We start from the raw sequence: 17,893 nt of genomic DNA, 5'->3' as shown, positions 1-17,893 counted from the left end.
ATTATTTATTTGTTATTTTCAAAATATTATTCATGGATCCGTACATGTCCGTCACTTACCGTAACACGTCCGTTTGCGATCAGATCGATTGCCTTTGGCATAATGATCCATTCCGCCTGCTCCATAACACGTCTCTGAAGTACTTCCGGTGTATCGTCCTGTTTTACTTCCACGGCCTTCTGTAAAATAATCGGGCCTGTGTCCGTTCCTTCATCCACAAAGTGTACCGTTGCGCCGGTCACTTTTACGCCTCTGTTTAACACTCCTTCATGAACCTTAAGTCCATAATATCCGGTTCCGCAGAACGACGGGATCAGTGACGGATGAATATTGATGATCCGGTTTCTGTAACTCTTTATCATTGCCTCCGGGATTACAACAAGGAATCCTGCGAGTACGACCAGATCGACCTGATAAGAATCCAGTTTTGCAAGAAAATTCTGATTAAATGCTTCGCGGCTTTCATAATCTTTCGGAGAGATGCACACGGACTGGATTCCATGTTTCTTCGCACGTTCCAGCGCATATGCATTTTTATTATTACTGATCACAACTTCGATTCTGGCATTCGTGATCGTTCCATTGTCAATGGCATCCATGATGGCCTGAAGGTTTGTTCCACCACCCGATACACACACTGCAAGTTTTAGCATAAAGTTACACCCTTTTCTCCATCTGTAATCTTACCTACTACGTAAGGAGTATCTCCTGCTGCTTTGATTGCTTCCATTGTCTTGTCCACATCAGCCGGATCTACTGCAAGTACCATTCCAAGTCCCATATTATAAGTATTATACATCATTTTCTCTTCTACCTGGCCTTCACGTGCCATCATTGTAAAGATCGGTGGAATTGGATAGCTGTTCTTCTCAATGACAGCATGTTTTCCTTCCGGAAGCATACGTGGAACATTCTCGTAGAATCCACCACCTGTGATGTGGCTGCATGCTTTTACACGTACACCTGCGTCCTTGATTGAACGAAGTGCTTTTACATAAATTCTTGTTGGAGCTAAAAGTGCCTCACCAAGTGTTGTTCCTAATTCTTCATGATAGGTATTTAATGTTTCCTTGTCCATCTTAAAGATCTTACGTACAAGAGAAAATCCATTGGAATGTACTCCGGAAGAAGCCATACCGATCAGCACATCCCCTGCTTTTACATCTGCACCTGTGATAATGTCTTTCTTGTCTACCACACCTACTGCAAATCCTGCAAGATCATACTCGTCTTCCGGCATAAGTCCCGGATGTTCTGCGGTCTCTCCACCGATCAATGCACAGCCGGACTGTTTACATCCCTCAGCAACACCACTTACGATTGTTGCGATCTTCTCTGGGTAGTTCTTACCACATGCAATATAGTCAAGGAAGAATAATGGCTCACCACCTGCACATGCAACATCGTTTACACACATTGCAACTGCATCAATTCCGATGGTATCGTGTTTATCCATAATGAAAGCAAGCTTCACCTTTGTACCACATCCGTCAGTTCCGGAAAGAAGCACTGGGTTCTCCATATCCTTGAGTGCAGCCATGGAAAATGCTCCGGAAAATCCGCCAAGTCCTGTTAATACTTCTGGTCTCATCGTTCCCTGAACATATTTCTTCATCAGTTCGACTGATTCGTATCCTGCTTCAATATCTACACCTGAATTCTTGTAATCCATTTTGTTTCCTCCTGTTATAAACGTTCATTTTACCGTTATTACTTCTATAGTATAGCTTGAAACTCTTATTATTTCCAATTATATATAATAATCTAATTTATTAGTATACCTAATATCAGAAAACAAGAAAAGCATTGCCCCGTCAATCCGACAGCGGCAATGCTTTTTGGTCCTTATTTGGAATAATTCTTATATCCAACTTCCTGCAGATGTGCATCTTTTGCCTCAACCTGCTCTTTCAGATCTTTGGAGTAATCCTTTAATCTCTGAAGGAGCTCCGGATCACTTGTTGCAAGGATCTTTGCTGCAAGGATTCCGGCATTTGCACCGCCATTGATTGCGACTGTTGCAACCGGAATACCTGTTGGCATCTGTACAATGCTGTATAAGGAATCTCTTCCACCCAGGGATGTGGTATGCATTGGAATACCGATAACCGGCATTGGGAAGATTGCTGCACACATTCCCGGAAGATGAGCGGCCATTCCTGCACCTGCAATAATTACTTTAAAGCCTTTGGCTTCTGCGCTCTTTGCATACTCAAAAAATACGTCCGGCTCTCTGTGTGCTGAAATGATCGTCATCTCATAGCTTACACCAAGCTTTTCTAAAATATCTGCAGCCTTTGCCATAACCGGCATATCTGAATCGCTGCCCATTACAATACCTACCTGTGCCATAACTTTTGTTCCTCCTTATTATTCATGATCCAGCGGTACATTTAAGGTCTCCGTTCCTGGAACGACAAACCGGCCGCCCGATATGATATCTGTTTTAATACCATCTTTACCGATTGCAGTGATTTTGTCAAGTTCATCATATGGGATCGTAATATCTGTATGGCAGTTAAAGTACACTTTCGATGGATCTTCTTTCCGGAGAAGTGATACTTCATTGTCTCTTGCAACGATCTCTTTTCCATCCGGATTATACACTGCCGTATCCTCACAGTACGTATAGCAGGTGTCTCCTACTGCAAAATGTGGACCGGTCTTTTCCGCGATCAGAATCGGCAGTTTGTCTGCAATGTGATATTTGCGTGCCATCACATATGCAACCGTATTCGTTCCGATCGCAAATTCACCCATCGGAAGTGTATCATGATGAAAGAGAATATTATCCCTAATATATTTCTGGTTTTCTTTTTCATCCGCAAAATTCGTACATGTATAATGCTCGATCATTCCATCTTTAAAATCAATTTCCAGATTTTCATAGCTCAGTCCGTTCAGATATACCTGACTTACATGAAGCTTGCCTGTCGTTCCTTTTAATACCGGGGAAGTAAACACTTCTCCTACCGGAATATTCACATCTGCCACACAGTTTTCAAAGGAAGTCTGTGTTTTCGGATCTGTCAATGGATACGTTGTCACGATCAGATCTGTTTTATTTCCATTTGCGCCAAGAATATGCACATGATCTGCCCGATCAAGCACATCAATGATCTTCTGCTGCATATCCCGATATAACATGTAATCTAACGTATTGATCTTTACTGTCTCCGCAAAGATCTCCCGAAACTGGTTCCCAATCTCCGGAACGGGATAGGAAATAATCGTAAAACTCCGTTCCTCACCCTTAATATACTGGTTGATGATCTGGCTGTACTCGCTTTGACGGTAGACCTGAAGCTGCTGCTGGTTATCATTAAAATGTGGTGCTTCCTGCTTTGTCACCGGAGAAAATGGCTCCTCTCCAAACACTTCGATCACCGCCGGTCCCGCATAAAGAGCCGCCTTTTTCTTCACCTTTTCAAAAACAGTGCGGTATACCTCGAGTCCCCGTTCAACAAGAGCCTTATCCAGATAAAGCGCCTTATCTTCCCTGTGATCATAGGTATACTGTTTGTTCGCCTCGGTTGAAAATGGTTTCATAACCGGTCTTAAATGCAGTTTTGCAAAATTATTCACCGCACAGCGCACCATACGCTCAAATCCGACCGGATAACGGATCTCTACGGTTTCCTTGATACTCAGATCTTTTCTGGTCATTTCAAATCCAATACGGTATCCTTCTGTATAGGTGTCTGCCATCGCCTGAATATCTTCCTGTGGAAGCGTATTTAAAAACGCTGCGATTCCGGTCTCGTTCGCACTGATATAGCGTCCATAGCGATACAGATAACTGAGGTCTGTCAGATCCGAGTTCATAACGATATCCGTGTAATAATCATAATCCGGATCTACCAGACGTTTTACGGAATCCTCGTTAAACACTTCTGAATAATCGTGTTCAAAAGAATATGCCGCCTGACGGATTTCTTCTCTTGTCAGTTCATCCGGATTCTCAAAATACGTATGCAGTTCCACAAAAAGCTCCGCATAAATGCAAAGATACTGACAATTTCCTTCAAATACAAAGGCTGCCGTATTCCTTACCGATGCATAAACTGCACTGAGAATCTGTCCATATTCCTCTCCCAGTATCCGGACTGCATACGCCGGATTCGCAAAACTGGTTTCATAATTTTCTTGTTTAATCTCTGCAAATAAAGCCTCATTGCAGGCCTTTCCGTCACGTTCTGACATGTGTGAAAGTTCCCCGCTACAGGCTTTTTCATAAACAGAATAAAGAAATGTCAGATACGCTGCCACCTGTCTGTAATATGCATCATACGGTGCTTTTGTCTCCGGGTTTGCAGAAATCTCCTTTACCCGATCCATTACAAGTTCCAGACGTTCTTTCATTTCTTCATTTGTTTCACTGATCAGTTCCCGATATTTCATTTTGCCACCTTACTTTTTATACCAGAATTCCCATTGCATATGTACCGAACCAGCCGGCTGCCGAAAGCACCGCAACGAAAAGTGCCAGTCTCGGAAACAATGGGAACGAATTCTCTTCTCTCAGACTCTGGATCGCCAATACCAGATCCAGAATCCCCCCAAACATTGCAAGCACACCAGCGCTGCCATAATACATGGACAGCCCGCCATTTTGTCTGAAGGCAAGTATTACAAAAGTAATATATACAGCAATCAGCCCAACTCCGAGTGCTGTTGCCAGTATACCCTTTTTTGAATGTTTTTTCTCCGTAAATTTAAAGCGGTTACGCTTTCTTTTTCCGAATGCCATGGTACATACTCCTGATTCGTCTCATAATATGATATATAATACAGCCACACAAGCCTCCCAGCGTATTCAGCATCAGGTCATCGATATCAAAACTTCCAATCTTAAATACCAGCTGCATGGTTTCCGCAAGAAGGCTCAGTTCAAAACTGTATAATGTGACATATGCAATATTTTTATGCCACTTTGTAATCATCGGTACAAAAAAACCAAAGGGCATGAACGCGATCACATTTCCGAAAATATTCAAAAAGACCGCCTCAGGCCCAAGGACATCCCGATACTTGAGAAATCGTTTAATCTCAAGAAAGGGAGTCAGGTTATAATGATACTCTGCATCTGTTCCAGATCTTCCCATCGCTTCTGAAAAGAACAGGAAATAGAACAATAGAATCAGATACGCGCCAAACAAAAGCAGAGCAATTCTGTGCCGCGTTTTTTTATTTACAGCCATACTGATCATAATAATGATCGATTGCTGCTTTTATCTCATCATTGATTACGACTTTTCCCTGGCACTCATGATTGTAAAGATGTTCTACAACTTCTTCCATTGTCACGATTGCTTTGCCTTCAAATCCGTATTTCTCTTTGATTTCATCCAGTGCACTTACTTTTCCGCCCTGTCCGACTTCCATACGGTTTAAGCTGACCATCAGACCAACGATCTGGACATCTGCTGCTGATCTTACTTTTGGTACCGTCTCTTCCATGGATTTACCGGAAGTCGTTACATCCTCGATCATTACGACTCTGTCGCCGTCTTTTAAGCTGCTTCCAAGGAAACCTCCCTTATCTGCGCCATGATCTTTAACTTCCTTACGGTCTGAACAGTAACGGACTTCTTTTCCGTATAATTCATGATATGCGATCGCTGTTACGACTGCAAGCGGAATTCCCTTATATGCCGGTCCAAACAACACATCAAAATCATCTCCGAAATTGCTGTGGATTGCTTTCGCATAATACTCGCCCAGTCTCTTAAGCTGTGCGCCTGTTACATATGCACCTGCATTCATAAAAAAAGGTGATTTACGTCCACTCTTTAATGTAAAATCACCAAATTTCAGAACATCACTTTCTACCATAAATTCTATAAATTCGCTCTTATAGCTTTCCATTTTGTAATTACCTCCTTATTTAAGCCATTTTTAGGTATTTATTTGATTTATCTTCGTGCTACTGTACCACTACTGTACCAATTTGTATTTACCCTACCTGTCATTTTTCAAACTGTTCCAATCCTTTCTGATCTGTCAGCAAATCAAAAAGTCAAGCATAGATATACTTTTTTAGTATATCATCCTCTAGTTGCTTTTTCAACCGACAAATCCGCATAAGCTCAACATTTTCTACCTTTGTACTATTTATATTACATTGTCTCGTTGTCCATCCATCCAATTTTTTCTTATTGGCATACCAACGATTTCACACTTAAAACAAGCACCTTCAGAAAGATGATTCTTTCCGTTGGTGCTTTTGTCATTGAACGTATGTTTGTGTTATGTTATAATTTTCTTGTATAATTGAACAGAATGCAGGATGTGATTTTCCGAGTTATGCCCTCTAGTATTACGAAAGAGGGATGATGCCAATGAACACAATGGAAGTGCTTACGCTCTTACTGGTTGTTTTTGCGGCTCTATCTTACATAGATAACCATAATAGCAAAAAGAAATAGCATCCTCCGACCAAAGCGAATGCTATTTCTATAGTTGAAACTGAGGGCAAATCGGCATCACGTCCGATTCACTTTCTAAGTAGATTATACATAAGGGTGCTTGATTTTTCAAGTGCCCTTTTTATTTCATGAATATGTATTTTCAACACAGATTAACCTGTTGTTCATAGATTTTCCTGATCTGATCTTTGATCTCTAGAAACACCTCTGCAATCACCGGATCAAAGTCCTGCCCTTTCCCTTCTTCAATAATCTGAAAACATTCTTCCAAAGGAAGTGCATCCCGGTAACACCGCTTTGCCGATACTGCATCGAAAACATCGGAAACTGCCATAATCCTCGCACTCAACGGTATTTTTTCTCCTGCGATTCCATCCGGATAACCTTTCCCATTCCATTTTTCATGATGATATCTGGCTACTGCATATGCCATCTTTTCATATTCTTCTTCCCCGGTATGTCCAAACAGTTCCAGAACAATTTCACTTCCACGTTCTGCATGCGTTTTCATAATCTCATATTCTTCTTGGGTAAGTTTACCCGGTTTTTGTAAAATAGCGTCCGGAATCGCGATTTTTCCAACATCATGCATTGGTGCAGCCATCGCAAGCGTTTCGATGTATGCTTTTGTCAGCTGTTTTTTGTAATATCCTCTGTCTCTCAATTCTTCTGCAAGTGTTCTGACGTAGGCAGTTGTGCGTTTGATATGTCCTCCTGTGCTGTTATCCCGGTTCTCAACAAGTGTTGCAAATCCCATCACCATCTCATCATTATGTTTTTTCAGTTCGGTAAGCAATGGATTCTCCATGTTCAGATAAATCCCCGTAATCACAATAGTTGGAACAAGTGCTGTAAGCAGAGCCTCCGGCTGAAGCATCTGATAAAATGTCACAAGAAAAGCTGCTCCCAGACAGGTCAGTATCGTAATTTCCTTATGTCTTCCGATATTTCTCCAGTAAAGCAGCAAGAGCCCGATTGCAGCAAACATATACACTGCGATCATTACAAAACAGGTATATGCTGACAATCCCATAGAATAATTTGTCACACGTCCCCTGTCATAATGAAGTTCCGGAATACCAATTATAACAATTCCCAGGTTCAATATAAGTGGAGTCAAAAGTAACATCCATGTTTTTTTCCGTTTCGGCAGTCCTCTCGTAATCTCGCGGATATACAAATACATTACGAATACAAAAGTATCGATAGCGAGAAGAAACTGCAGATGTAGAAAACGATTCAGCGGTGCTGGTACCTGTTCCAGATGATTCACCGTATATGCAGTAATTCCATCTATGGCAATTCCATAAATTGCAATGCCCAAAAGCCACCCAAATACACGATTTTTATCTTGAATCTGATAGCTTCTTTTCTCTCTGATGTAATTACATGTCACATATAATACAATGATCATGCAGCCGATCTGTAGTTTGCTGTATTGCATTTTTTATTTTCTCCCTCTTTTTTCTCAAACATAAACTCCAAACAAATGACCCCCGTCTACATTACCATTGTTATGATTGTAACATAGACAGGGGTCATCGAAAATACTATTTTTAAACTGGTTTAAATTCAAGCCATTCAATCTCCATCTGTGGCTTGACTTCTTCTGCACGCACTGTATAATCTCCTTCTTTCAGTTCCACACAAATCAGCTTCTGGACTGTACTGTTTCCATCTGTTCCACTGATCTGGATTGTTGTAAGAAGGATGTCATTCATGTAAAGATTCATGGCAGCCTGTGCAATATTCGACTGGGAGGATTTCAGTTGTCCTGTAATCTCATAAGTTCCGGCCTTTTCTACATGAACGGTTTCCGTTGTATCTTTTGTAATCAGCACTCTGCCTGCTGCTCCAATTGTCTGGCTCGTTCCCTTCACAGTTTCAGCAGCAACCGGCTCGACAGCTATGATCTGGTTCCAGGCTTTCAGTGGTCTTTTCATAACCGGTGCATTCAGGATAAAACGACAGATATTTGCTGCGCTTCTCTGTAATTCTCCAATTGTCAGCTTACCATTTTCCAAGGCTTCTAACGTGTCATCGCCTGCTACATTATGAGCAGCTCCGTTATTATCCACAACCATGTACAGATCGTTCTGCGAACGAATCATAGACGAGGTCAGTTTTTTGCCCGGCTCACCACCGGAAACCACATCATTCATGCTGGCCCACCAGTCAGTCATCACAATTCCGTCAAATCCCCATTCTTCCCGGAGAATGGTTGTGTTCAGATCATAATTGGATGCGTTCCAGTGTCCGTTCAAAGGATTATAAGAAGTCATGATGGATGTCGCATTTCCATCTTTTACCGCCATTTCAAATCCTTTCAGGTAAATCTCGCGGAGCGCACGTTCTGAGACAACCGAATCCGCAATACTGCGTGCTTTTTCCTGGTTATTTGCAGCAAAATGTTTTATCGTTGCTGCAGAGCCTCCCTTCTTGATTCCGCGTGTCACTGCCGCCGCAAAAGTTCCTGTCACATAAGGATCTTCACTGAAATATTCAAAGTTTCTGCCGTTTAAAGGATGACGATGAATGTTGATTCCTGGGCCAAGCAGTGTATCGATTTCATTTCCAACAAGTTCTTTTCCTTCCATGACATATAATTCTTCTACCATTGGCACATTAAAAGAACATGCAAGCAAAGTTCCAATCGGAAGCTGTGTCGCTTTTAATCCACCTTCCATACGGATTCCGGAAGGTCCGTCCGATGCACATGCAACTGGAATTCCAAGTGCATGCAGCCCTTCGCTGACTCCGCCAAATGCAGCAGCCGTTCCAGGTGTAACCTTTGGACTGCTCATTCCCTCACCACGCACAATGGCTGCAAGTTCTTCTTTTTCCATCTGTGCAATAAAAGCTCCCATTGATGCCTTTTTCTCTGCCACATCTTTAAGGCGGATTCCTGCGTCACCGGTAATCTGCAGTTCTTTCGGAAGATGCTCTTCGATCCGTTTCTTTAAATCCACGGTTCTCAATGGTACATCCTCACTGCATACCTCGTAGCAGCCGTTTTCTTTTTCTTTTCCAGGACGAATGCGTTTGAATGCCTTTACCGGTGCAAGCGCTTCCATGAGTGTTTCCATGACAAGGGTTTTCTCTACGGAATAATTTCCAGTTCCTTCTATCGATACCTGTTCCACTTCCCGGATGCTGCTTCCTGCATATAATACATATGTGCCTTCTTCCAGAACATAACAAAAGCGGTGTCCCGTCACGCCGGAATCATCATAAGAAGCAAACCTTGCCACAGGAATCCGGAATGTGAGGAGTTCTGAATCTCCCGGCTGAAGTTCTCCGGTCTTTTCAAAAGCGCAGAGGACACGTTTTGCTTTTCCAAGTTTTCCCTGCGGAGCCTCCACATAAATCTGTACAACTTCTTTTCCTTTATATGCACCCGTGTTTTTTACATGGACTAGAATCTCAACAACCGCATGCGTACCGCTTCCAGTCACATGCGCTTCGGTAACCGTCCTTGTAAATTCGGTATAAGACAATCCATAGCCAAATTCAAACATGACTTTTTCCGGACAAAATGTCTCAAAATAACGATATCCCACATAAATATCTTCGGTATAGCAGTTCTCTTTTTCATCTCCAAAATGATCAAAAGCTGGATAATCCTGCAGAGATTCTGCGATCGTATCTGTCAGCTTTCCACTCGGTGTCACTTTTCCGCAAAGCAGATCTGCTACTGCATTGCCACTTTCCATTCCCCCCTGCCAGATATAGCAGATGCTTTTGATATGTCCAAGATATTCCGGATCTTTGCACCACTTCATATCAATGATATTTGATACATTCAAAAGTACGGCAACCTCTGTAAAATACCGGGTAACCATCTTCAGATTTGCACGTTCTTCCTCCGTCAGAAGATAACTGCCCTCTTCATTGGCATAATCTTTATCTTCCCCCGCAGTACGGCCGATGATAAAAATTGCTTTTTGTGACTGTGCCGCTGCTGTCTGTGCAATTTCGTCCGTAATGATCATCTCTTTCTGATTCCACGGTTCCGCAGCCCAGCCGCCTCCGCCATTGTCAAATGGATGATCCTTCAGCCATTCCTCGTAAACAGACGCAAGCTGCTCGTTGATACAAAATTCCCCGCTTTTTCGCATCGCATCAAGAATGTCCACATGATACGGTACATTGACAGCACCACCGGAACCGGTACCACTTCGATATGTTTCAAACTGACAACGCCCAAAAACAGAGATTTTCTCATTCTTTTTTATTGGAAGCATCTGATCTTCATTCTTTAAAAGAACTGCACCTTCTGCTGCCATTTTTCTGCAATATTCCCCAAATCCCGGTAATGGAACTCCAATTGTATTTTTGCTCATTTCTTTATCCTCCAAATCATTTAACGTCCTATATCCTTCTGAAAGATATTCTAGTAAAAAAATGATGCAAATGCTATAATATTCATATCAAAAAATAGAAATATTTTGTCATTTAAGGAGAACAGGAATGAATTACCCGGAAGAAAAACAACTCTATATGGACGGTGTTGCCTGTCAATATCTCTGCCACATTGAAATGCCGAAAAACAGGGGAAATGTTTTTCCTGCACATTATCATTATTATATTGAAATGCTATATGCACTCTCGGGACAGTTTCAAATCTATCTGAATGGAATCTATCATGAATTTGCAAAAGGGGATTTTGTTCTGATTAACTCGAGAGAGGTCCATAAGATTGATGCGGTCTCGGATAACGGAGGCTCTTATATCGTTGTGCGTTTTCTTCCGGAGCTTATTTATGATGGAATGTCCCAGAGTCATTTTGAACTGAAATATCTGCTGCCATTTGTCACAGATAACCTGATCCATGAAAAAGTAATCACACAGGCCACTTTAAAAGACACCATGATCCCGGAACTGATGCAGTCCATCATCCATGAATCCGCGCAAAAAAATTATGGCTATGAATTAGCCATAAAAAATCATATCGGTCGTATTTATCTGTGGCTTCTGCGTTACTGGCATACACACGAAGAGACCTCTCTTCCGCTCGACTTTGAAGACCGGAAATTAAAAGAGCAGCTGACTCCGGCACTTACCTACATGCTCTCACACTATGACAGTGCGATCACTGCAACCGACATGGCAGCGCTCTGTAATTTAAGTTACAGTTATTTCTCCAGAAGCTTTCACCGGCTTATGCATGTAACCTTCAGCGAGTATCTGAACGATATCCGGCTTCGTGAGGCCGAAAAGCTTCTGGTCTCGACCTCACAAAGTATCACGGAAATCTCACAGGCTGTCGGTTTTTGCACCACCAGCTATTTTATCAAACTCTTTAAAGAACATATGCACATGTCCCCAAAGCAATATCAGAAGCATTTAAATTCTTATACGGAGTGATTCTTCTTTCTTCGGATATTTATAACACCAAATGCAACCATGCATACTACAAGCACCATGTATATATGTACAGGCATATCGTCTCCTGTAACCGGAGAAGCTGCCTCTGAATTTGACTGTACCTGTGTGCCGTTCTGCGTCGACATATTATTGACCGGTGTACTATTCTGCACTGTCGGACTGACATTCGCAGATGCATCTGACGGGTCATTTGTACCGGACTGTAATGGTGTATTGTTTTCCCTGTCTTTCACTTTATTTCTGGCCACGATCACATAAGTGGAAAACTGATTCGTATCAAAAGAAATGGTCTCATTTTCTACGGTTGTATCAAGTACCGTCAATATTCCTTCATGATTACGCACGATCTCATACTCCATATTTGGATCATAGTCATCCAGTGCCAGCTTTAATGTAATAGGCTTTTCAAATTCTGTAATATTTTTCTCCCAGTTTTCTCCATTCCCTTTGCTGACAACCTGATTCAATGTAAAGTCAACTGCTTTTGCAGATACTGCACCTTCTACCAGTTTCTGTGCCTCTTTCGTATCGTAACTATAATTATCTGTCACATCCATCTGAAGCGTTCCACTTACTGCTGCATTGTATCCGTTTTCAATACTTATGTTTTTGACTGTGCTTCCAGATTCTTTCAGGCTTATTGTATCTGCGGTTTTCTCAAAGATTCCCTGAAAATGCACATTTGTATCCGGCATGCGGAATGTAAATACGGACATATTGTCATCATCCGGAACCAATGTTGTTCCGTTTAATGCAACACTTTTCAGCTGATATCCATAATCCGGAGTTAATTTTACCGTCACTTTTCTTCCCGGTTCTACCGCAATATGTCCCCCTTTGTCATCTCCCGGATTGTTGGCAAACGGAATATCCCGAAAATCAGAAATTCCTTCAATTGCGATAATCTCGGCTTTTCCATGTTCTAAAAATGCATCCTCTCCAAGTTTGTCCTTCTCGTAAGACCATGTAACCGTCACACTTTTTTTATCCAGCTGTATAAACTGTGTACCTGATGCAATGTCGATCGTTGTGGCATGTTCCTCTCCGATTCCAATTCCAGACATTAACATATACTTATCGGTATTCATCGTAATGTACACACGGATCGATGTGATCGAAGAATCAAATTCATACTGACTATCCGAATATTTTATAATTCTGCTCTGATCAAGCAATTCCTGGAATGTAACATAATCTGCTTCTCCATCCGGCTTTACATAAATCTCAAAAGACGAATCCTGCGCCTTCATTCCCTCATAGGAGGTCCACGCATCTCCCTCTATCCGAAATTCGATTCCACCCGCTCCCGCTGCCTGAATTCTTTCCGTTGGCAGAAATCCTGCAAACAAAATAAGAATCAGAAGTAATCTTAAACCTTTTCCTTTTTTTCGTTTCATACTGTTTCCTCCTGTGTCCATAGATAAAAACATCCCATATATTCCGGAATGCCGTCTCATTTTGTATCAAAATGTTAGCATATTCCCCGAATATATGGGAGTTGACATTTGTCTCAATCGTATAAAAGGAAGAAAAAACTTTAATTTCCTGTATTTTTATTCTGCCATTCGAAGTAAAACTGAATCAATCCGATCCTTGCTTTTGTATGCGTCTTCTCATTCATATTCGAAATGTGACGATACAAAGCTGCTCTTGAAATAGCAAGTTCATCGGCAATCTGCTGCACATTATCATCTGATGTAATCAGCATATGTAAAACTTCCTGTTCTCTTTCTGTCAATGCAAATTTCCTTGCAAAAACCAGAAAACGGTCTTCCTGTTCTTCCAGCTCACCTTTGTCCGTTACTTTTTCTGTTTCCTGATAGATATATAAAACCACACTGATGAAAGCAAAAAGAAGCACTGCTGCAAACATTCCTGTCAATTTGTCCGATTTGAGAAAAAATGCAAAGACCGCTGCTGCAATTACAGAACTTGCATTATTTACAGCACGCCCCATCGGAGCCCAGAATCCTGGTTCTTTCATTTCTCTGGATAACTTCATGAATACAACCGTAAAATATACAGAAAAGAACCCGGCTGACAGATAAAAAACAACCAGTCCGGTCAAAAAAGATCCTCCAAAGCATATGACAAGAATACTGGTTGTGGAAAGCAACGTTACACAATACATCAATATCTGCATATACTTTCCCTTTTTTATATCAAACAAAAAACCCGCTGCAAGTCCACTACATGCCAGAAGAAGCCTCGGCCATTGTCCAATGTCAATACTTCCACCCGCATGTACAAGTGTCACTGTGTTATCTAAAGACGCAAAGATAAATGTCATCAGTGCAACCAGAATAACAAGCAAAATTCCTTTATTTTGTGCTGTACTTTTTCCTTTTTTCTGTTCAGACGATATTTCAGTGCCATGATCCACATCCATTTTCAGTGCCAGATAAACACTTATCACCAAAAACAATGCCAGAATGCACTGTTCCAACACGACACTTGGAACCGCCTTGTGATTCAAAAACTGTAGAAAAATTCCAAATGCATAGGAAACTCCCACACAGCATGCCGGTCTGTCTCCCAGCAAAAATTTTTCTGCAGCAAGATCATGTATCATACCGCCTGCACATCCAAGCAGATAAAACAATATTATGCCGGACAGAAGCACAGACCAATACGCTGCATGCCTGCCCATCACATAAATACAACCAAGTGCTGTCAGTAGAAAAGCTGCACTGACCACTTTCGCTTCCTTTGGAATTCTCTTCTTCCAGAAAGCATAGGAAAGAAGTCCCAGAACACTGATTCCAAGAATCCAGCTCTGTGCCAAAACGACCCCATCTGCATCTGTCACATACGCCATCATATTATCAAACTGATACTCCAGTCCGAGAAATACGAAAAAAAATAATCCCAATAAACCAATTGCCTTCTCTTTTGTTTTCATGCGCTTCAACAATTCCTTACTTTTTTGTTCATTATATACCTCATCCCCATGGCAGGAAAAGAGAAATTTTCACCATTAAGACTACTTGCAAATAAAAATGTGTTAGTCTACACTAACCTTGTGTAAATCATTGAGACTCCCATTTCACCGGAAGCCAGCTACTTCCGGTTGGAGTTTCTTCATTACTGAAAGGAGAACAACATTGAACTATTTGGAGATTGAAAAAGTAATCGGACGTGAAATTCTGGATTCCAGAGGAAATCCAACCGTTGAGGCTGAGGTCTATCTCGTAGACGGCACAATTGGTCGTGGAACCGCACCTAGTGGCGCTTCGACCGGTGAATTTGAGGCACTTGAGCTTAGAGATGGCGATAAAGGAAGATATCTTGGAAAGGGCGTAACAAAGGCTGTCGAAAACATCAACACCATTATTAACGATGCGATCGAAGGCATGGATGCATCCGATATCTATGCAATCGATAAATCTATGATAGATGCTGACGGTACTGCCGACAAATCCAAACTCGGTGCAAACGCAATTCTTGCTGTTTCCATCGCCTGCTGCCGAGCCGCTTCTATTTCACTTGATATTCCATTATATCGTTTTCTGGGTGGTGTTTCCGGAAACCGTCTTCCGGTTCCAATGATGAATATCGTAAACGGAGGATGTCATGCACTTTCATCCGGACTGGATGTTCAGGAATTCATGATTATGCCAGTTGGTGCTCCATCCTTCAAGGAGTGCTTAAGATGGTGTTCAGAAGTATTCCATGCACTTGCTTCCATTTTAAAAGAAAGAGGTCTTGCTACTTCCGTTGGTGACGAAGGTGGTTTTGCACCCGCATTAAAATCTGACGAAGAAGCAATTGAGACCATCCTTGAGGCTGTTAAAAAAGCAGGCTACGAGCCAGGCAAGGATTTCAAAATCGCTATGGATGCTGCTTCCTCTGAATGGAAGAGCGAAAAAGGAAAAGGATACTACAAGCTTCCAAAAGCTGGAACTGAGTATACCGCAGAAGAACTGATCGAGCACTGGGTAAAATTATGTGAGAAATATCCGATCATCTCCATTGAAGATGGTCTGGACGAGGAAGACTGGGAAGGATGGCAGAAACTTACCGCAAGACTTGGTGATAAAGTACAGCTTGTAGGTGATGACCTGTTCGTAACCAATACAACACGTCTGGCAAAAGGTATTGAACTGGGCGCAGGAAATGCAATCCTGATCAAACTGAACCAGATCGGTTCCGTTTCTGAAACTTTAGAGGCTATTAAGATGGCTCATAAAGCCGGCTACACTGCAATCTCCTCTCATAGATCCGGAGAAACTGCTGATACCACAATTGCAGATCTTGCAGTTGCTTTAAATACCTGCCAGATCAAAACCGGTGCACCAAGCCGAAGCGAACGTGTTGCAAAATACAACCAGCTGCTTCGTATTGAGGAAGAACTTGGTGACAGTGCAGTTTATCCTGGAATCAAAGCATTTAACGTTAAATAAACGTTTTCAATCAAACAGATCTTTCACTTTTATCAGCATTCATGATTAACTTTACATGTGCAGCATAGAGCTGGCGGATATCCGCCAGCTCTCCTAATCCTTCTACAATGCATTTCACCTTATATCCCGCTTCCTCCATAAGGCATTTCCACGATTCTTCTTCGGCTCCTGCCATATCGTTGTTTGCATGATCCCCGGCCACTACCATAAGCGGGCGCAGTACTGCCTTTTTATAACCACCACCCGTTTTCGTTTTGACCATATGAATGAGATCCGTAATGGAAGGAGACGCTTCCACTGTAGCGACATAATAATTTATATAATTTCTCTTCTGGAGTTCCTTCTGTAGTCTGGTATACACCTGATTGGCTTTTGCCTCTGTTCCATGTCCCATAAAACAGATTGCAGTCTCCCCATCATCATATTGAACGGTTGCGTCAGTTATTGCATCAATTACCCGATTGAAGTCTTCTTCCGTCGTTAAAAGAGGATCTCCAATATCCAGCTGTTTGAACCGGTTCCGATATTCTTCTACCGTTTCTGCCAGATCCATGTATTCTATTCCATCCATCAAATGGGTTGGCTGGACAATCAGCTCTGTAACTCCGTCTTCCAAAGCATGCTCCAAAGCCTCTTTTACATTATCAATTCCAATATGATCTCTCTTTTTTAATTTATCAATGATCACCTGACTGGTAAACGCCCGTCTTACCTCATATTCCGGAAATGTCTCTGCGATTGTCTGCTCAATTGCATCAATATTCCGTTCCCTGCTGTCATTGTAACTGGTGCCGAAGCTCACAACCAGTATTGATTTTTTCCTGTTTTTACTCATACTGCTTCCCCTGCTTCTTCGCCTTATCAATCAGATCAAGAATGTCGGATAATTCGTCCTCGGAAACACTGGTATAATCAGAAAGTTCTTTTAAGGATGGCTCGTGCCCCTTTTCCTCTTTTAAATATTTGATAGCCTCACTGACCAGTGATACCTTTCCAACCATCGCATTTTCGCTTTCATCTTCTCCTGTAAGTTCCCGAATGCAGTCTTTCATAGACTCCTCTACTGCCAGAAGAAGTTCTTTCTCCACATCTGTCTGTTCCTTTGAACCGCAAAGATCACTCAGACACAGAAAAAGTCCCATATTGCCTTCCTGAACAACATCCTCAAATCCGTCCGAAGAAACAGCAAGCTTCTTTGCAATTTCAAGGACATTGCGAAGCCATGCATTGGAGATTGTGTGAATCATTCCCTCATCTCCATCCAAAAGCTTTGCATACATCTCATTCATCTGCTCTCTGGAATATTCCGGGATATCCGAAAGTTCCTCCAGATACATCTGAAACATACGGGAATCCGGCATGCACTCGTTATCCGCCTGTTTTTCTTCCTGCTTATCGCTTTTTTCAGGTTCTGTTTCCACCTCTTCTGCTTTGGCTTCCTCTGTTTCTTCAGCCTGTTCTTCCTCCGCTGCTTCTTCATGTGGTGTCAATAAAAATTCCAACACCATATTCTCCTGATTCTCATTCAGTTCCATATCTTTAAAATAGGAAAGGATTTCTTCTTTGCTGAGCGGCTCCTGTGAAGTACGCATAATCTCCGACACAGCCTTGATTGTTTCCATAAATGTATTCTGATCTAACATATTGTAATTCTCCTGATTTCTGTTATTTGAA

The 17,893-nt window shown here is 41.9% G+C and carries 15 protein-coding genes; 2 read left to right on the top strand and 13 right to left on the bottom strand.

Going from position 1 to position 17,893, the window contains the following annotated elements; genetic code table 11:
* Positions 1-26: 26 nt before the first annotated feature.
* The 9 genes from purN to FYJ75_RS05340 form a co-directional block, all read right to left on the bottom strand.
* Entirely contained in the window at positions 27-653 is a 627-nt protein-coding gene (purN, locus tag FYJ75_RS05380) for a phosphoribosylglycinamide formyltransferase (protein WP_154429435.1), read from the bottom strand.
* Complete coding sequence (gene purM, locus FYJ75_RS05375; protein ID WP_154429434.1) at positions 647-1,672, bottom strand: phosphoribosylformylglycinamidine cyclo-ligase; 1,026 nt, start codon at positions 1,670-1,672, stop codon at positions 647-649. Before purM ends, purN begins: the two co-directional genes overlap by 7 nt.
* 173 nt (positions 1,673-1,845) lie before the next feature.
* The gene (purE, locus tag FYJ75_RS05370) at positions 1,846-2,352 is read right to left on the bottom strand and encodes a 5-(carboxyamino)imidazole ribonucleotide mutase (protein ID WP_154429433.1); all 507 of its coding nucleotides are present in this window, start codon (positions 2,350-2,352) and stop codon (positions 1,846-1,848) included.
* An 18-nt stretch (positions 2,353-2,370) separates the two neighbouring features.
* Positions 2,371-4,401 (bottom strand): aminopeptidase, encoded by a 2,031-nt coding sequence (locus FYJ75_RS05365; protein WP_154429432.1) that lies wholly within the window; start codon positions 4,399-4,401, stop codon positions 2,371-2,373.
* Positions 4,402-4,417: 16 nt separating this feature from the next.
* Positions 4,418-4,750, bottom strand: a complete 333-nt coding sequence (locus tag FYJ75_RS05360) for a DUF6142 family protein (RefSeq protein WP_154429431.1) — start codon at positions 4,748-4,750, stop codon at positions 4,418-4,420.
* Positions 4,725-5,210 (bottom strand): VanZ family protein, encoded by a 486-nt coding sequence (locus tag FYJ75_RS05355; protein WP_331467467.1) that lies wholly within the window; start codon positions 5,208-5,210, stop codon positions 4,725-4,727. The genes FYJ75_RS05360 and FYJ75_RS05355 overlap by 26 nt, the downstream gene beginning before the upstream one ends.
* Positions 5,188-5,868 carry an orotate phosphoribosyltransferase gene (gene pyrE, locus FYJ75_RS05350; RefSeq protein ID WP_154429430.1) on the bottom strand — a complete coding sequence of 227 codons (681 nt, stop codon included), beginning with the start codon at positions 5,866-5,868 and terminating at the stop codon, positions 5,188-5,190. Before pyrE ends, FYJ75_RS05355 begins: the two co-directional genes overlap by 23 nt.
* Before the next feature lie 702 nt (positions 5,869-6,570).
* Positions 6,571-7,872 (bottom strand): HD-GYP domain-containing protein, encoded by a 1,302-nt coding sequence (locus FYJ75_RS05345; RefSeq protein ID WP_154429429.1) that lies wholly within the window; start codon positions 7,870-7,872, stop codon positions 6,571-6,573.
* Between the two features lie 112 nt (positions 7,873-7,984).
* Positions 7,985-10,771 carry a glycoside hydrolase family 3 C-terminal domain-containing protein gene (locus FYJ75_RS05340; protein WP_154429428.1) on the bottom strand — a complete coding sequence of 929 codons (2,787 nt, stop codon included), beginning with the start codon at positions 10,769-10,771 and terminating at the stop codon, positions 7,985-7,987.
* 127 nt (positions 10,772-10,898) lie between these two features.
* On the opposite strand from FYJ75_RS05340, the gene FYJ75_RS05335 reads away from it, so the two are divergent.
* A complete protein-coding gene (locus FYJ75_RS05335; RefSeq protein WP_154429427.1) occupies positions 10,899-11,795 on the top strand; it encodes a helix-turn-helix transcriptional regulator in 897 nt (298 codons plus the stop codon).
* On the opposite strand, the gene FYJ75_RS05330 is transcribed toward FYJ75_RS05335, so the two are convergent.
* Entirely contained in the window at positions 11,783-13,213 is a 1,431-nt protein-coding gene (locus FYJ75_RS05330) for an InlB B-repeat-containing protein (protein ID WP_154429426.1), read from the bottom strand. The genes FYJ75_RS05335 and FYJ75_RS05330 overlap by 13 nt on opposite strands.
* A gap of 140 nt (positions 13,214-13,353) precedes the next feature.
* Positions 13,354-14,718 (bottom strand): LuxR C-terminal-related transcriptional regulator, encoded by a 1,365-nt coding sequence (locus tag FYJ75_RS05325; RefSeq protein WP_154429425.1) that lies wholly within the window; start codon positions 14,716-14,718, stop codon positions 13,354-13,356.
* A gap of 202 nt (positions 14,719-14,920) precedes the next feature.
* Here FYJ75_RS05325 and eno point away from each other — a divergent pair, with 202 nt between their 5' ends.
* The gene (gene eno / locus FYJ75_RS05320) at positions 14,921-16,219 is read left to right on the top strand and encodes a phosphopyruvate hydratase (protein ID WP_154429424.1); all 1,299 of its coding nucleotides are present in this window, start codon (positions 14,921-14,923) and stop codon (positions 16,217-16,219) included.
* Positions 16,220-16,229: 10 nt separating this feature from the next.
* Here eno and FYJ75_RS05315 read toward each other — a convergent pair whose 3' ends face one another.
* Together FYJ75_RS05315 and FYJ75_RS05310 are read right to left on the bottom strand one after the other, a co-directional pair.
* Entirely contained in the window at positions 16,230-17,054 is an 825-nt protein-coding gene (locus FYJ75_RS05315; protein ID WP_154429423.1) for a sirohydrochlorin cobaltochelatase, read from the bottom strand.
* On the bottom strand, positions 17,047-17,862 hold the full coding sequence (locus FYJ75_RS05310; protein WP_154429422.1) for a hypothetical protein: 816 nt from the start codon (positions 17,860-17,862) through the stop codon (positions 17,047-17,049). Before FYJ75_RS05310 ends, FYJ75_RS05315 begins: the two co-directional genes overlap by 8 nt.
* Positions 17,863-17,893 lie beyond the last annotated feature (31 nt).

The sequence above is a fragment of the Roseburia porci genome, assembly GCF_009695765.1.
Taxonomy (GTDB): domain Bacteria; phylum Bacillota; class Clostridia; order Lachnospirales; family Lachnospiraceae; genus Roseburia; species Roseburia porci.
This window is presented reverse-complemented; position numbering and strand designations above follow the sequence as displayed.

What these genes read in the sequence shown, in the direction of transcription:
- purN (WP_154429435.1), bottom strand. Translation starts at nt 653, where the DNA reads ATGCTAAAACTTGCAGTGTGTGTATCGGGTGGTGGAACAAACCTTCAG.
- purM (WP_154429434.1), bottom strand. Translation starts at nt 1,672, where the DNA reads ATGGATTACAAGAATTCAGGTGTAGATATTGAAGCAGGATACGAATCA.
- purE (WP_154429433.1), bottom strand. Translation starts at nt 2,352, where the DNA reads ATGGCACAGGTAGGTATTGTAATGGGCAGCGATTCAGATATGCCGGTT.
- FYJ75_RS05365 (WP_154429432.1), bottom strand. Translation starts at nt 4,401, where the DNA reads ATGAAATATCGGGAACTGATCAGTGAAACAAATGAAGAAATGAAAGAA.
- FYJ75_RS05360 (WP_154429431.1), bottom strand. Translation starts at nt 4,750, where the DNA reads ATGGCATTCGGAAAAAGAAAGCGTAACCGCTTTAAATTTACGGAGAAA.
- FYJ75_RS05355 (WP_331467467.1), bottom strand. Translation starts at nt 5,210, where the DNA reads ATGATCAGTATGGCTGTAAATAAAAAAACGCGGCACAGAATTGCTCTG.
- pyrE (WP_154429430.1), bottom strand. Translation starts at nt 5,868, where the DNA reads ATGGAAAGCTATAAGAGCGAATTTATAGAATTTATGGTAGAAAGTGAT.
- FYJ75_RS05345 (WP_154429429.1), bottom strand. Translation starts at nt 7,872, where the DNA reads ATGCAATACAGCAAACTACAGATCGGCTGCATGATCATTGTATTATAT.
- FYJ75_RS05340 (WP_154429428.1), bottom strand. Translation starts at nt 10,771, where the DNA reads ATGAGCAAAAATACAATTGGAGTTCCATTACCGGGATTTGGGGAATAT.
- FYJ75_RS05335 (WP_154429427.1), top strand. Translation starts at nt 10,899, where the DNA reads ATGAATTACCCGGAAGAAAAACAACTCTATATGGACGGTGTTGCCTGT.
- FYJ75_RS05330 (WP_154429426.1), bottom strand. Translation starts at nt 13,213, where the DNA reads ATGAAACGAAAAAAAGGAAAAGGTTTAAGATTACTTCTGATTCTTATT.
- FYJ75_RS05325 (WP_154429425.1), bottom strand. Translation starts at nt 14,718, where the DNA reads ATGAAAACAAAAGAGAAGGCAATTGGTTTATTGGGATTATTTTTTTTC.
- FYJ75_RS05315 (WP_154429423.1), bottom strand. Translation starts at nt 17,054, where the DNA reads ATGAGTAAAAACAGGAAAAAATCAATACTGGTTGTGAGCTTCGGCACC.
- FYJ75_RS05310 (WP_154429422.1), bottom strand. Translation starts at nt 17,862, where the DNA reads ATGTTAGATCAGAATACATTTATGGAAACAATCAAGGCTGTGTCGGAG.